Source organism: Bacillus cereus group sp. RP43 (genome assembly GCF_040459645.1).
Lineage (GTDB): Bacteria > Bacillota > Bacilli > Bacillales > Bacillaceae_G > Bacillus_A > Bacillus_A mycoides_C.
This window is the reverse complement of sequence record NZ_JARVHQ010000001.1, coordinates 3,013,357-3,027,043: the sequence shown is the minus strand read 5'-3', so window position 1 is coordinate 3,027,043 and position 13,687 is coordinate 3,013,357. Positions and strand designations below refer to the sequence as shown.

The window sequence follows — 13,687 nt, the reverse complement described above, 5'->3', positions numbered from 1 at the left end:
TGTTGAAGATGAACTAGGAATACAAATACATAGTTAAGAAAGTAAAATGAAAGGTCAGGGTAAAAGAGGTTCCGAAAGCAATTTTTGAGATAATCAATAAGTATTTACAATAGATCAGCTTTGCATGAAATTTTCATTAGTAAGGAAGTGGATAGATGAGTTTATTAACGTATACTGAAGAATTTTTTAATTATGTAAGAGAGTTTTTACTGTTAAGGTTTTTACTATTTGCTTTAGTTCTTATCATTATTTCTTTTGTTATCAATCGCATTATTGATTGGTTTTTTAGAAAGTCTAGTTTTTTTGATGAAGAGGTAGAGCAGACGATTCAAAGTGTAATTCGATCTATTTTTAGATATATCATTATCATCAGTCTGATTATATATTTAATTAGTCAATTTGTAGATATAAAAAGCATTATTGCAGGTGCAGGGATAGCGGGAGTTGTCATCGGTTTTGCTGCACAACAAATGTTAAAAGATGTCATATTGGGCTTTGCAAGATTAGCGGACAAAGAGTTTCGTGTTGGCGATTTTGTTACTTTTAACGGAACAAATTCAGGAACTATTGAGGAAATTAGTATTCGTTTTATGCAAATTCGTGAATGGTCAGGGAAACTCCTTACCATACCACACGGAGAGATTAGAACGATACAAAATTTTAATAAAGGATGGATGCGAGTTATTGAACGCATCACGGTAAGTTATCAGGAAGATCCTACAAGAGTTAAGGAATTGTTAGAAGAAGTATGTGTTATTTGTAATGAAAAATTGGATCAAAGTCTTTATAGAGTAGATGATGAAGCTGTTGAACCATTTAAATATGTTGGAGTTACAGACTTAAATCCTAACCTTAAATATGTTGGATATGAATTTTGTATTACAGGTTTGATTAAGCCAGAAGATTATTTTGAAACTTCTAGACAAGTAAGATTTGAATTAATGTCTATGTTCCATAAAAATCAAGTGCAAATGCCAGCAGCGAATATGTTCGTTAACACTGAAAGTTTACAGAATATCCATGTGGGACAATCTTTATCAGACAGTTAATGAAAATTAGCTAATTTCTGTTTTGGTTTAGAATTTAGATTTGAATGAACTGTATGGGATATCTCCTAAAAAAGAGCTGAAGGAATTCGGTTCTTTTTTTGTTTGTAGAATTTAGAAATTTCTTAATGTTATAATGATAGTTGGTGATGAGAATGAACATAGATGAAAAAGAGATGCATCGTTTAGAAGCATTAAAAGAAATTGCTGAGTTACTAAATGAAGCAACAAACTTACAGGAAATGTTAGGAAAAGTGTTACATACATTATTACAAGTTATGAATTTACAAACAGGGTGGATATTCTTTATTGATGAAAGTGGAAAGCATCGTATGCTTGTAGACCAAAACTTACCCCCAGCTCTTACGTGGCAGGAAAAGAAGCCGATGTGTGAAGGAGATTGTTGGTGCGTAGAACGTTTTGTGAATGGAAGATTGGAAAAAGCGACAAATATTATTGAATGTAAACGAATAGAGGATGCGATTGAATATAATTGGGGCGAGACAGAAGATGTTACACATCATGCGACAATCCCGCTAAGATCTGGATCAGAGAAATTCGGTTTATTAAATGTAGCCTCGCCTCATAAAACACATTTTTCAGAGGAGGAATTAGCGTTATTAGAAGCGATTGCATTTCAAATTGGAACGACAATACAACGTATTCAATTAGTTGAGAGAGAACGAAAATATGTAGTTGTAGCTGAAAGAAATCGATTGGCACGTGATCTACATGATTCCGTTAAACAATTGTTATTTTCAATTATGCTAACAGCGAAAGGGACTCTAAATATGACGAAGGATAGAGACCTGCAAGAGATGTTAAGTTATATTGGAGAATTATCACAGGAAGCATTACAAGAGATGACACTTTTGATTTGGCAATTAAGGCCTGAAGGATTAGAGAAAGGTTTAGCAGAAGCGATTCAAAATTACGGAAAACTGTTAGGAATTCAAGTGGAAGTTCGAATTGATGGAATGATTTTAATTGAAGATGAAATAGAAGAAGTTTTATGGCGTATAAGTCAAGAGGCATTACATAATTGTAAAAAGCATGCTTCGTGTGAAAAAGTATGTGTTCATTTAAGGATTGAAGATAATAAGCTGCACTTTTACATAGAAGATAACGGAATAGGATTTATACAGGATCAAGTAAGAGAGTCAGCACTTGGTTTGAAAAGTATGAAAGAACGAATTGAATTAATGAGGGGGATTTTTCGAATAAAAGCAGAACCGGAAAAGGGAACGAAGATAGAAATTCAATTACCAGTTTGAGAGGGAGAACGTCAATGAAAATTAAATTATTACTTGTAGAAGATCATCATATCGTTCGAAGGGGACTCGTATTCTTTTTGAAGACGAGAGAAGAATTTGAAATTATTGGGGAAGCAGAAAATGGTGAAGAAGCATTAACATTCGTCAAAACAGAAAGGCCAGATGTAGTATTAATGGATGTATCAATGCCGAAAATGGATGGTATTGAAGCGACAAAACGTATAAAACAATACGATGAGACGATAAAGATACTTATGTTAAGCAGTTTTTCAGAACAAGATTATGTTTTACCGGCAATAGAATCTGGAGCAGATGGTTATCAATTAAAAGAGGTACAGCCAGATCAACTCGTTGCGTCAATTGTTGCGGTATATCAAGGGAATGCAAATTTTCATCCAAAGGTAACACCTGCGCTATTAGGGCGGTCAGCAGTCAAGAAAGAAAAAGAGGATCCTTTTTCCATGTTAACGAAAAGGGAGCAAGAAGTACTTCGTGAAATTGCGAAAGGAAGAAGTAATAAGGAGATTGCAGCAGAGCTTCATATTACAGAACAAACTGTGAAAACACACGTTTCTAACGTATTGGCTAAATTGGAAGTAGATGATCGTACACAAGCTGCATTATACGCAGTAAAGCATGGGGAAAACTAGAAATAAGTATGAATAATTGTGTCATATGTTACGGTAGAATACATAGGAGCAAATAAAATGTATAGTGATGCGCCAAATAGAGGTTTTTCTTCTTTCAATAATTAGGTACAATAAAGCTACTATGGAAGGGGAAGATACGCTATGCCTGGTACAAAAAGTGGGATTGGAAAGATTCAGGCTTCGTTAAATGGTTTATCACCGAAATTACGAAGTATTGCCGAACATATTTTGAAACATCCACAAGATGTTGTACATAAATCGATTACGGAATTAGCGGAAGTTACGAATAGTTCCGAAGCAACGATATTCCGCTTATGCAAACACCTAGGTTTTCAAGGGTTTCAAGACTTGAAAATTACATTAGCTCGTGAGATTGTACATACCCCGATGCAAAATATTCATGAGGAAGTATCGGTAGAAGATAATATGGTCACTGTTGCTAAAAAAGTTTTTCATTCACATATTACAGGACTGCAAGATACATTACATTTGTTAAACGATAACGCGTTGGAACAGGCAGTAAGTGCGCTGAATGAAGCGAAACGAATTGAGTTTTATGGAAATGGTGGTTCGGGTATTATTGCGATGGATGCTTATCATAAGTTTATGAGAACGGGTATTTCTTGTATTGCTCATACGGATTCTCATTTTCAAATTATGGGAGCTGGCTTGTTGACAAAAGAAGCGGTGGTCATTGCAATTTCTCATTCGGGCAGTAATAAAGGTTTACTTGAAGCGTTAGAAGTAGCGAAAGCAAGAGGAGCCAAAATCATTGCGATTACGAGCTATCAAAAATCGGCATTAAGCCAACTTGCTCATATAACGTTATATACTTCGACGCGTGAGACTGAATTTCGTACAGAAGCAAGTTCATCACGATTAGCGCAGCTTAGTTTATTAGATACTTTGTATGTGGGTTTGTCGTTGCAACGACAGGAGGAAACACTGCAAAATTTACAAAGCATACGTGAAACAATTTCGATGAAGCGAATATAAAAAAGCTCTTCAAATGAAGAGCTTTTTTATATTGGTGGATAGTTTGATTGTATAATCTCTAAACGTAGTTGATTTATTTTCCTGTAGAAATATGCGATTTATTTATATTCATAAACACTCATCTTTAAAAACATTCAGTTAAAAAAATCGATTTATGCAATAATTCAAACATTGTTCATAATTTCACAATTCACTTATGAAATGTCATGTTATGATGAACTTGTAATGATGATTGAACACTTAAATTTGGTACAATAATTAGCCAAAACAGTGAGGACAGAATTTGTGAGATGAACTCATTAAAACTCTAAAACACTAAAGGGGAGATCACATATGAAAGCAGTAGTGGTTAATAAAAACAGCAAAGCGAACATCGAAGTTATCGAAAAAGAATTACGTCCGTTACATTCAGGCGAAGCATTAGTAGATGTAGAGTATTGTGGAGTTTGCCACACTGATTTACACGTTGCGAATCATGATTTTGGTAACACGGATGGCCGCATCCTTGGTCATGAAGGTGTAGGTATTGTTACTAAAATTGCTGATGATGTAACTTCACTTAAGGTTGGTGACCGTGTAAGTATTGCATGGATGTTCCAATCTTGTGGACGTTGTGAATATTGCGTAACTGGTAGAGAAACATTCTGTCGTGAAGTTAAAAATGCTGGTTATTCAGTAGATGGTGGTATGGCTGAACAATGTATCGTTACAGCTGATTATGCAGTGAAAGTACCAGAAGGATTAGATCCTGCTCAAGCATCATCAATCACATGTGCAGGCGTAACTACATATAAAGCTATTAAAGTATCAGACATTAAACCTGGTCAACCTATCGTAATCTATGGTTGTGGTGGATTGGGTAACTTAGCTATCCAATATGCTAAAAATGTATTTGGTGCAAAGGTAATTGCAGTAGATATTAATGACGACAAATTAGCATTGGCAAAAGAGGTTGGTGCTGATATGACTATCAATCCAATTTCTCAAGGTCCTGCTGATAAAGTTGTTCAAGAAACATTTGGTGGCGCTTATGCTGCTGTAGTAACAGCCGTTTCTAAAGTAGCATTCAACTCAGCGGTTGATGCAGTACGTGCTTGTGGTAAAGTAGTTGCGGTAGGTTTACCAGTCGAAACGATGGATTTAAACATTCCACGACTTGTATTAGACGGAATTGAAGTAGTTGGTTCTCTAGTAGGTACTCGTAAGGATCTAGAGGAGGCATTTATGTTCGGTGCAGAAGGTAAAGTAGTGCCGGTTGTTCAAACTTGTCCACTAGATGAAGTACAAGATGTATTCGAAGAAATGGAACAAGGTAGGATTCAGGGCCGTATGGTAATCGATTTTAAACAGAATAATTGTGATTGTAAATAATTCATTTTAAGTATAAAAAGCATGAGTCTAGCAAAGGACATTTAAAAAAGTTAGACGGCATAAAAAAGATGATCCCTGTATTCAATAGGGATCATCTTCTTTATATTCTACTAATATCAATGCCAATTAATACTTGATTGATGAGACATGATTAAAAGTTCACTTTATTTGCAAACGAAAAAGAATCTTTATTTTTAACAAATTTTTTATGATCTGGAACGGTTTGAATTGCTACAGCTTGCGAATCTCTTGCTTTCAGTGCATCTTGAATCCCGATTGTCATAAGCTTAATAAATAGAATCGTAATAAAGAATGAAACGAGAGTATAAAAAATAATCCACCATGACAGATTCATTTCATAACGATTTAATCCAATAAGGCCTGCCCAATCATTAGAAAGAGAAACAGGTTTGAACTCTCCATCATTCAGTTCTCGCATTTGTATCCCGCCAATTACAATGTTAAGCAACGCTAAATGGATAACGAGTATGAGTGTTTGGACGATATGTTCCATAAATAACACAAATACGCGATCAAGTAATAAGACTCGTAAGTGTTTTTTGATAATATGAAAACGGCTAGCACCCAGTAATTGTGAACTTAAAATGTAATCTCGTTTCATAAATTCATCAACCTCTGAGGATATATATAAAGAAAGTGTAGGCAGAGCGACGAAAATAAGTACGAGAACTTGATAAAACGTAAATGAAATATTTGGATCTAATCTATCAGCATTTGATGTAATTACAATATTAACGGGCGTGATGAGTATGAATGCGATAAATAGAGTTGGGATATAATAAAAAACTTCTGAGCATGTCTGGAAAAATCTCTTGAATTTTGGAGCGTATAAACTTAAGAGGATTCCTATACATGTTCCGCATAAAATTCGAAAGAAGCTAATTGCCACGGCTAATAAAATGGTGAATTTTGCTCCTTCTATAATTTGTAAGAAAACAGACTCTCCAAAACGATCAGATCCAAAAGGCGGTATTAAAGATGGTGGAAAGGGGGCCTTTCCAAGTAATTCGTTATTGTCATTGTAAAGTAACTGAGGAGGTTTTGGAATGGTATCTTTAAAGAACCAACTATAAATAAAACTAGCTGAAACAAGTATGAATAAATAAGTAAAGCCGATTAAAAAGCGTTTTGATTTCCAAATAGATTTCATAATGCTGCTCCTTTCAATTGCTTTTGCCATCTATTCATCATGAATGAGATTATTTGAAAAATGGCATAAAACGGTAAAATAATCATAACAAGTATGATAAATGCAGCTGGAGGTGAAATAAACGCCTTCTTAAATAAAAATTGAATAATGCCTTCCATATTAAAAACAAATTCTAAAATGAATAAGTTAGAAAGTAAGAAAACAAAAATCGTTTTTAAATGGTGAAAGAAGTGGATAGATATATTTTTGAATAAATGAATGCACAGTATATAACTTGATGAAAGTCCTTTTCCATACGCAACTTCTACGTAATGTTTTCCATGTTCTTCTTTTATGTATAACACCATCATCCGAAACATTTGTAATGTAGGTAAGACTGCTAAAGATAAAATAGGGAGTAAATAAGCTCGATTTTCATTAAAAGAAATAATGGTGACAGGAGATTCTCCGAATTTCTGAAGTACCCATATGAAAAATATTTGCAAACAAATCATCATCATCATATCAGGGATAGCTTCTAATATGAATACAATTCGGTTTATCCATTTTTTTATATAATCTTTTGCTAAAAAATAAAAAAATGCCATACTAGATGATAGAAAGAGCGCAAGAAAAAAGGCTATAAATAATACAGTAAATGAATATAGGTAAGGTTCTAAAACAGTTGGAAATAATGGTGTCTTTTTGAAATGACCAAATTTCGGGTCTGATCCTATAACCACTAATGATTCAGGTGAGAAAACCTGTTTTAACATAGTAACGATCTGATTAAAAAAATGAATTGGTTGAAAAGTGAATCCCTGTTGAGTGATAAATAAATAAGGTAAATTTAGTAATAGTAAGAGTGATAAAAGAATTGATGAAAGTTTTATTGTGAATTGAGATATTTTATTTAACATTAAATCCCTCCGACATCTTTTTACAACATTATACAATAAAGTTCGTATTTTATTTTGATTTTTCGGAAAAATATAAATACTATTAGATTTTATAGTATTTATATTTACAAGGTAAAAAAGTGATAGTAGGGATTCACGCCCTATGTTCATCAAGCTAAGAAAACGAAAATTAGTATCTTTAGGTGGAGGGGTTACAAAAATACGCTATTCTTTCTGGAGAATCATAGGAAAGGATGGCGTTTTTGTATGTATATTTCTGTATCCAATGAATTACAATTATTTGCTTGAGAGATTCAAAGCTTTTTATTTCCAAATATCTTATGAGAGATGTTGGTTTCGTGCAATGAACCAGTCTAAACAAGAGATTTAGTCGCTTTATGTGTATGGATAAGTGAAATGAGAGATTTACATTTAATTATGAAAAAAATTTTCTTTTTTATTGTTGATTTATGAAAAAATATTTTATATACTAATTCATGTAAACGGTTTACTAGATCGCATTTTGCTAGAAACGAAGGGAAGATTCGCATGGAAACAAGGGGGAGAGTAATCGGGATTGACATCGGTACCACTAGTACGAAGACGGTTGTATTCACTGAAAAGGGAAAAGTCGTTGCTTCACATGCAATTGATTATCCAATCATTCAACCGAACGTCGGATGGGCGGAGCAAGATCCTGATGTAATATGTGCTGCTGTATACAAAACTGTAAGCGTTGCCATCATGAAGGGTAATGTGTTACCGGAAGATATTTCTTCTATCGGGATTAGTACAGCAATGCATGCCTTAATTGCAGTAGATGAAAACGGTGCGCCGTTAACGCGCTCTATCATTTGGGCAGATAATCGAAGCACAAAACAATCAGAAAAACTCTTACAACAAATGAATGGTCATGACATTTATAGAAGAACTGGTACACCAATTCATCCGATGTCACCACTTTCTAAGTTGCTGTGGATGAAAGAAGAAGAATCGGATTTATTCAGAACTGCTCATAAATTTATTTCCATTAAAGAGTATGTCATTTATCAATTGTTCTCACGCTATGTAGTTGATTATTCTATCGCATCTGCTACAGGGTTATTTAATTTAGAAACATTAAACTGGGATGAAGATGTTTTAACTATGTTAAATATGTCACCAGAACAATTATCAGCACCTGTACCAACTACATATATTTTATCGGGAATGAAGCCGGAATTAGCACAAAAGATGGGAATTCGTGAAGATATCCCAGTTGTTATTGGTGCGAGCGATGGTGTTTTAGCGAATGTAGGTGTCGGTGCAATATCACCTGGCTCAGCTGCAATTACGATTGGAACAAGTGGTGCAGTTCGAACAATTTCATCAAGTGTTAATACAGATGAAAAAGGAAGAACTTTTTGTTACGCATTAACAGATGAGCACTGGGTTATCGGTGGACCAACGAATAACGGTGGAATATTACTTAGGTGGTTACGTGATGAATTTGGTAGCCCGGAACAAGAGGTAGCGAGGAAGCTTGGGATTGATCCTTATGATTTATTAATTAAGTATGCGGAAAGTGTACCAGCTGGATCAGATGGATTACTATTTTTACCGTTTCTATCTGGAGAACGTGCACCCTACTGGAATGCAAATGCTCGAGGTACATTCTTCGGGATAAACCTTCAGCATAAACGAGAACATTTTATACGAGCAGTTATGGAAGGTGTCTGTATGAGTGTATATTCAGTTGCACTTGCAATTCGTGATTGTACAGGGCCACTTACTGAAATACGTGTTTCAGGAGGATTTGCGAAGTCTGCATTTTGGAGACAAATGCTCTCCGATATGATGGGAAAAGAATTGCTTGTTCCTGAAAGTCATGAAGCATCTGCGCTTGGGGCAGCGGCACTTGCTTTATATGCGGTAGGGAAAATTGATTCTCTTGACGAGGTGAAGGATTGGATTGATATTGTCCATCACCATGTACCAAATAAAGAAAATACGGCTATTTATTTAGAAATGTTTTATATGTATGAACGACTTTACAATCGATTGAAAGAAGAATTTGATTGTATAGCTGCTTTCCAGCGTAAACAATAGGGGGATTGGGAGAAATGGTAGTTGGGATTGTACTAGCGGCTGTTGTCATATTACTTTTACTAATTACGGTAGTAAAATGGCATCCATTTGTCGCGTTAATTTTAACAGCAATCGGAGTTGGGCTAGCAATGGGGATGCCCTTAATTGGAACCTCACCACAACATCCGGGGATTATCGATTCTATTAAATTAGGTCTTGGTAATACGTTAGGGTTTTTAGCGATTGTTTTAGCTTTAGGAACAATGCTTGGAAAAATGATGGCTGAATCTGGCGGTGCTGAACGAATTGCTAACACATTAATTGGACGTTTTGGGAAAAAGCGTGTTCACTGGGCAATGATGTTCGTTGCATTTATCGTAGGGATTCCGGTATTTTTCCAAGTTGGATTTGTACTATTAATTCCGTTAGTATTTACAATTGCGTTAGAAACAGGGGTATCACTTATTACAATCGGTATTCCGCTAGTAGCAGGACTATCTGTTGTACACGGACTCGTTCCACCGCATCCAGCAGCTATGGCAGCGGTAGGTATATTTAAAGCAGATGTAGGGAAGACAATTTTATATGCATTAATTGTCGGACTTCCAACTGCAATAATTTCAGGTCCGCTTTACGGGAAATGGATCGGTGCTCGTATACATAAAGAAGTACCATTAGATATAGCGGAGCAATTTATTGAAAGAGATAAGAAGAAGGAACTTCCTAGCTTCGGAAATACATTGTTTACTATTTTACTTCCAGTATTTCTTATGCTAGGTGCATCGATAGCGGAAGTAGCATTAAATAAAACAAGCCAATTTGCACAAGTATTGCACTTTATTGGAGATCCAATAGTCGCATTATTAATTGCAACGATATATTCTTTCTTTAGTCTTGGCTATGCAAAAGGATTTTCTAAAGACAAAGTATTACAATTTACAAATGATTGTTTAGGTCCAATTGCAAACATACTGTTAGTTATCGGTGCAGGTGGTGCCTTTAATAAAGTGTTATTAGATTCTGGGATTGGAACTACAATTGCGGAGATGGCGAAAGAATCACATATTTCACCAATATTATTAGGGTGGGGAATTGCTGCACTTATTCGAATCGCGACTGGCTCTGCTACTGTTTCCATGATGACAGCAGCAGGAATAGTAGCACCGATTGCGGCAAGTACACCGGGAGTGAATGTAGAGTTATTGGCACTTTCAACAGGTGCAGGGTCATTAATATTATCACATGTGAACGATTCTGGATTTTGGATGATTAAAGAGTATTTCGGAATGACTGTAAAAGAAACATTATTAACATGGACTGCAATGGAGACAATACTATCTGTTGTAGCACTTGGACTAATTTCGTTATTAAATATATTTGTATAGAATGGGAGATTGATTAATATGAAACTAGGTTTAATTGGATTAGGAAAAATGGGATTCCCATTAGCTGAACACTTATATGAAGACAAGCATGAAGTAGTTGTATACGATGTAAATAATGAGCTTGTTGAAAAGGCAGGAAAACTAGGGATTACTGCACGTCATACATTAAAAGAAATGATCGTTGAACTAGAAGCACCTCGTACAATTTGGGTAATGGTACCTGCAGGAGAAGTTGTTGAGTCAGTACTAAAAGATGTATATCCATTATTAGAGGAAGGCGATATCGTTATTGAAGGTGGAAATTCATTCTATAAAGATACGTTGCGCCGTGCTGAAGAAGCGAAAAGCTTTGGCTTACATTACGTAGATATCGGTACATCAGGCGGTGTAGAAGGAGCTAGATACGGTGCGTGCTTAATGGTTGGTGGAGAAAAAGAAATCTATGATCAATTAGAACCTTTATTTAAAGACTTAGCAGTAGAAAACGGTTATTCTTATGCAGGCCGCGTTGGTAGTGGACATTTCTTAAAAATGGTTCATAACGGTATTGAATACGGAATGATGCAAGCAATCGCTGAAGGATTTGAAGTACTAGATAAAAGTGATTTTGATTTCAATTATGAAGATGTTGCAAAAGTATGGGCGAACGGATCGGTTATCCGTGGTTGGTTAATGGACTTAACTGAAAAAGCATTTGCAGATGATCCAAAACTTGATGGCATTAAAGGTGTAATGAATTCTTCAGGAGAAGGGAAATGGACTGTTGAAACTGCGCTTGAATTACAAGCAGCGGCACCAGTTATCGCTATGTCATTATTTATGCGCTACCGTTCACAAGAAGATGATACATTCCATGGGAAAGTTGTTTCAGCTCTTCGTAATCAATTCGGTGGACATGAGGTTGTGAAAAATTAGTTTTGTGAAACTCATACGAAAGTATGAGTTCTTTTTTATTTCTCATACTATTTTATGAAAGCTTTTACCTCTTTTTACTGTATTTTGTATAGAAATTTCTGATAATATAAAGGTAGAATTTGAAAACAAAGGGGAGAAATGATTATGAAACTAGTCGTAATTAATGGTACACCAAGAAAGTTTGGAAGAACTCGCGTTGTGGCAAAATATATTGCAGAGCAATTTGAAGGGGAGTTATACGATTTAGCAGTAGCGGAATTGCCTTTATATAATGGAGAAGAATCACAACGTGAATTAGAGGCAGTGAAAAAATTAAAAGCTTTAGTGAAAGCTGCGGATGGAGTAGTACTATGTACACCAGAATATCATAATGCGATGAGCGGAGCGCTGAAAAATTCGTTAGATTACTTAAGTAGCAGTGAATTCATCCATAAGCCTGTCGCATTATTAGCGGTTGCTGGAGGAGGTAAAGGGGGAATTAACGCATTAAATAGTATGCGTATTGTTGCTAGAGGCGTTTACGCAAACGCAATTCCAAAACAAGTCGTGCTTGATGGATTACATGTGCAAGATGGTGAACTTGGAGAAGATGCAAAACCATTAATTCATGATTTAGTTAAAGAATTAAAAGCATATATGAGCGTATATAAAGAGGTGAAAAAACAATTAGGAGTTGAGTGAAATGTCCTCTCTTTATCATGATTCTCGCTTGTATTACATTCTAGGAGCCAATAGTTTATCTGCTATTGGCTCTGGGATTGTTATGATAACGATTCCGTGGCTATTGATTAAGGAAAGTGGGGGAGAGACAACGTTTGGGTATATTTCTATCGTTGCAACTCTCATCATGTTTTTACTAACACCATTCATTGGGCAAAGCATAGATCGTTTTTCAAGAAAATCTTTATTGTTATGTAACGAAGGTATCGGGATAGCTATTATAGGAATGATGGCTATTTGGGGATTTGCTGGGCAATCATACAATTCTATTCATTACATTATTATTTATATAGCAGGTTCTTTCTATTATCTATTATTCTATCCCACGATATTTGCATTTAACCAAGAAATATTTCAATCAGAGCATTATAAAAGTTTAAGTGGCACAATGGAAATACAAGGACAATTAACGCAAGTTATTTCAGGTGCAGCTGCTAGCTTTTTAATTGAGATTATTTCTTTGAAATGGATCTTGTTAGTGGATATGTTAACTTTTGCAGGAGCATTTTTCCTGTTCTTATGTATACCATATGTAAAGAAAAAAGAAGTAAAAGGGAAAGTAACATTTAAGAAGCAATTGTTCGAAGGAATTCACTTTATGAAAAAGCGCCCTAAGTTATTTTTGTTTTTACTAGCGACTTATATGCCGTTTATCGGTGTCATGATGGCAAATTATTTAATCCCAGTATATATTTCAGATATACTCAAAGCTAGTGCCTCTGTATACGCAATTGAAGGTATGATGTACGGTGTTGGAGCGGTTCTTGCAGGAATAAGTATTCCAATCATGATGAAATATGTCAAAACAGAAATTTCAATCGTTATGACGATGTTCATTTATGTAATTTCAATTACCGTAATGATTATTGAGCCTTCCATTATGTTATTATATGGACTTGCGATTTTTCATGCGATTGGAAATGCTGGAACGAGAGTGGCGAGAAATGTATTGATGATGGAAGAAATCCCAAATGAAGTAATGGGACGTGTGGACAGCTTATTTCGATTAATTGGTACAGGAATTCGAATTGTATTATTAATGTTGTTTACGGCAGGCGTATCTAAAGCAGGGGTGATGATCCCGTTTTACGTACTAAGCTTTATATTGATCCTATCATTAGGGATTGCTTTTTATTATGTAATTTCAAAACGTAAAATGGAAGCGAATGTGTCTAATAAATCCATCGTTTAAAAAACACTTCTTACTCCCTTTC

12 protein-coding genes are annotated in these 13,687 nt (G+C 35.2%); 10 read left to right on the top strand and 2 right to left on the bottom strand.

Annotation, left to right across the window (positions count from 1 at the left end; all coding sequences use genetic code 11):
* Positions 1-155 precede the first annotated feature (155 nt).
* From QCI75_RS15820 to adhP, 5 genes are all read left to right on the top strand, one after another.
* A complete protein-coding gene (locus QCI75_RS15820) occupies positions 156-1,049 on the top strand; it encodes a mechanosensitive ion channel family protein (protein ID WP_144506178.1) in 894 nt (297 codons plus the stop codon).
* A 152-nt stretch (positions 1,050-1,201) separates the two neighbouring features.
* The gene (locus tag QCI75_RS15815) at positions 1,202-2,320 is read left to right on the top strand and encodes a GAF domain-containing sensor histidine kinase (RefSeq protein ID WP_483299466.1); all 1,119 of its coding nucleotides are present in this window, start codon (positions 1,202-1,204) and stop codon (positions 2,318-2,320) included.
* A 14-nt stretch (positions 2,321-2,334) separates the two neighbouring features.
* Positions 2,335-2,970, top strand: a complete 636-nt coding sequence (locus QCI75_RS15810; protein ID WP_088032858.1) for a response regulator — start codon at positions 2,335-2,337, stop codon at positions 2,968-2,970.
* A gap of 141 nt (positions 2,971-3,111) precedes the next feature.
* On the top strand, positions 3,112-3,966 hold the full coding sequence (locus tag QCI75_RS15805; RefSeq protein ID WP_002136112.1) for a MurR/RpiR family transcriptional regulator: 855 nt from the start codon (positions 3,112-3,114) through the stop codon (positions 3,964-3,966).
* Between the two features lie 333 nt (positions 3,967-4,299).
* Positions 4,300-5,337 carry an alcohol dehydrogenase AdhP gene (adhP, locus tag QCI75_RS15800; RefSeq protein WP_144506359.1) on the top strand — a complete coding sequence of 346 codons (1,038 nt, stop codon included), beginning with the start codon at positions 4,300-4,302 and terminating at the stop codon, positions 5,335-5,337.
* 151 nt (positions 5,338-5,488) lie between these two features.
* On the opposite strand, the gene QCI75_RS15795 is transcribed toward adhP, so the two are convergent.
* Positions 5,489-6,508 (bottom strand): ABC transporter permease, encoded by a 1,020-nt coding sequence (locus tag QCI75_RS15795; protein WP_144506358.1) that lies wholly within the window; start codon positions 6,506-6,508, stop codon positions 5,489-5,491.
* Positions 6,505-7,407, bottom strand: coding sequence for an ABC transporter permease subunit (locus QCI75_RS15790; RefSeq protein WP_098306850.1), 903 nt, complete (start codon positions 7,405-7,407; stop codon positions 6,505-6,507). Before QCI75_RS15790 ends, QCI75_RS15795 begins: the two co-directional genes overlap by 4 nt.
* 528 nt (positions 7,408-7,935) lie before the next feature.
* On the opposite strand from QCI75_RS15790, the gene gntK reads away from it, so the two are divergent.
* The 5 genes from gntK to QCI75_RS15765 all read left to right on the top strand — a co-directional run bounded on the left by gntK (position 7,936) and on the right by QCI75_RS15765 (position 13,665).
* Entirely contained in the window at positions 7,936-9,474 is a 1,539-nt protein-coding gene (gene gntK / locus QCI75_RS15785) for a gluconokinase (RefSeq protein WP_144506357.1), read from the top strand.
* 14 nt (positions 9,475-9,488) lie between these two features.
* The gene (locus QCI75_RS15780; RefSeq protein WP_144506356.1) at positions 9,489-10,838 is read left to right on the top strand and encodes a GntP family permease; all 1,350 of its coding nucleotides are present in this window, start codon (positions 9,489-9,491) and stop codon (positions 10,836-10,838) included.
* 18 nt (positions 10,839-10,856) lie between these two features.
* On the top strand, positions 10,857-11,753 hold the full coding sequence (gene gnd, locus QCI75_RS15775) for a phosphogluconate dehydrogenase (NAD(+)-dependent, decarboxylating) (protein ID WP_144506355.1): 897 nt from the start codon (positions 10,857-10,859) through the stop codon (positions 11,751-11,753).
* A 144-nt stretch (positions 11,754-11,897) separates the two neighbouring features.
* Positions 11,898-12,434 carry an NADPH-dependent FMN reductase gene (locus QCI75_RS15770; RefSeq protein ID WP_000780366.1) on the top strand — a complete coding sequence of 179 codons (537 nt, stop codon included), beginning with the start codon at positions 11,898-11,900 and terminating at the stop codon, positions 12,432-12,434.
* Between the two features lies 1 nt (position 12,435).
* Positions 12,436-13,665 carry an MFS transporter gene (locus QCI75_RS15765; protein ID WP_144506354.1) on the top strand — a complete coding sequence of 410 codons (1,230 nt, stop codon included), beginning with the start codon at positions 12,436-12,438 and terminating at the stop codon, positions 13,663-13,665.
* Positions 13,666-13,687 lie beyond the last annotated feature (22 nt).

Excerpts from the sequence above, each read along its gene's own strand:
- adhP (WP_144506359.1), top strand. The coding sequence starts at position 4,300 with ATGAAAGCAGTAGTGGTTAATAAAAACAGCAAAGCGAACATCGAAGTT.
- QCI75_RS15795 (WP_144506358.1), bottom strand. The coding sequence starts at position 6,508 with ATGAAATCTATTTGGAAATCAAAACGCTTTTTAATCGGCTTTACTTAT.
- QCI75_RS15765 (WP_144506354.1), top strand. The coding sequence starts at position 12,436 with ATGTCCTCTCTTTATCATGATTCTCGCTTGTATTACATTCTAGGAGCC.
- QCI75_RS15820 (WP_144506178.1), top strand. The coding sequence starts at position 156 with ATGAGTTTATTAACGTATACTGAAGAATTTTTTAATTATGTAAGAGAG.
- QCI75_RS15810 (WP_088032858.1), top strand. The coding sequence starts at position 2,335 with ATGAAAATTAAATTATTACTTGTAGAAGATCATCATATCGTTCGAAGG.
- QCI75_RS15805 (WP_002136112.1), top strand. The coding sequence starts at position 3,112 with ATGCCTGGTACAAAAAGTGGGATTGGAAAGATTCAGGCTTCGTTAAAT.
- gntK (WP_144506357.1), top strand. The coding sequence starts at position 7,936 with ATGGAAACAAGGGGGAGAGTAATCGGGATTGACATCGGTACCACTAGT.
- QCI75_RS15790 (WP_098306850.1), bottom strand. The coding sequence starts at position 7,407 with ATGTTAAATAAAATATCTCAATTCACAATAAAACTTTCATCAATTCTT.
- QCI75_RS15815 (WP_483299466.1), top strand. The coding sequence starts at position 1,202 with ATGAACATAGATGAAAAAGAGATGCATCGTTTAGAAGCATTAAAAGAA.
- gnd (WP_144506355.1), top strand. The coding sequence starts at position 10,857 with ATGAAACTAGGTTTAATTGGATTAGGAAAAATGGGATTCCCATTAGCT.
- QCI75_RS15780 (WP_144506356.1), top strand. The coding sequence starts at position 9,489 with ATGGTAGTTGGGATTGTACTAGCGGCTGTTGTCATATTACTTTTACTA.
- QCI75_RS15770 (WP_000780366.1), top strand. The coding sequence starts at position 11,898 with ATGAAACTAGTCGTAATTAATGGTACACCAAGAAAGTTTGGAAGAACT.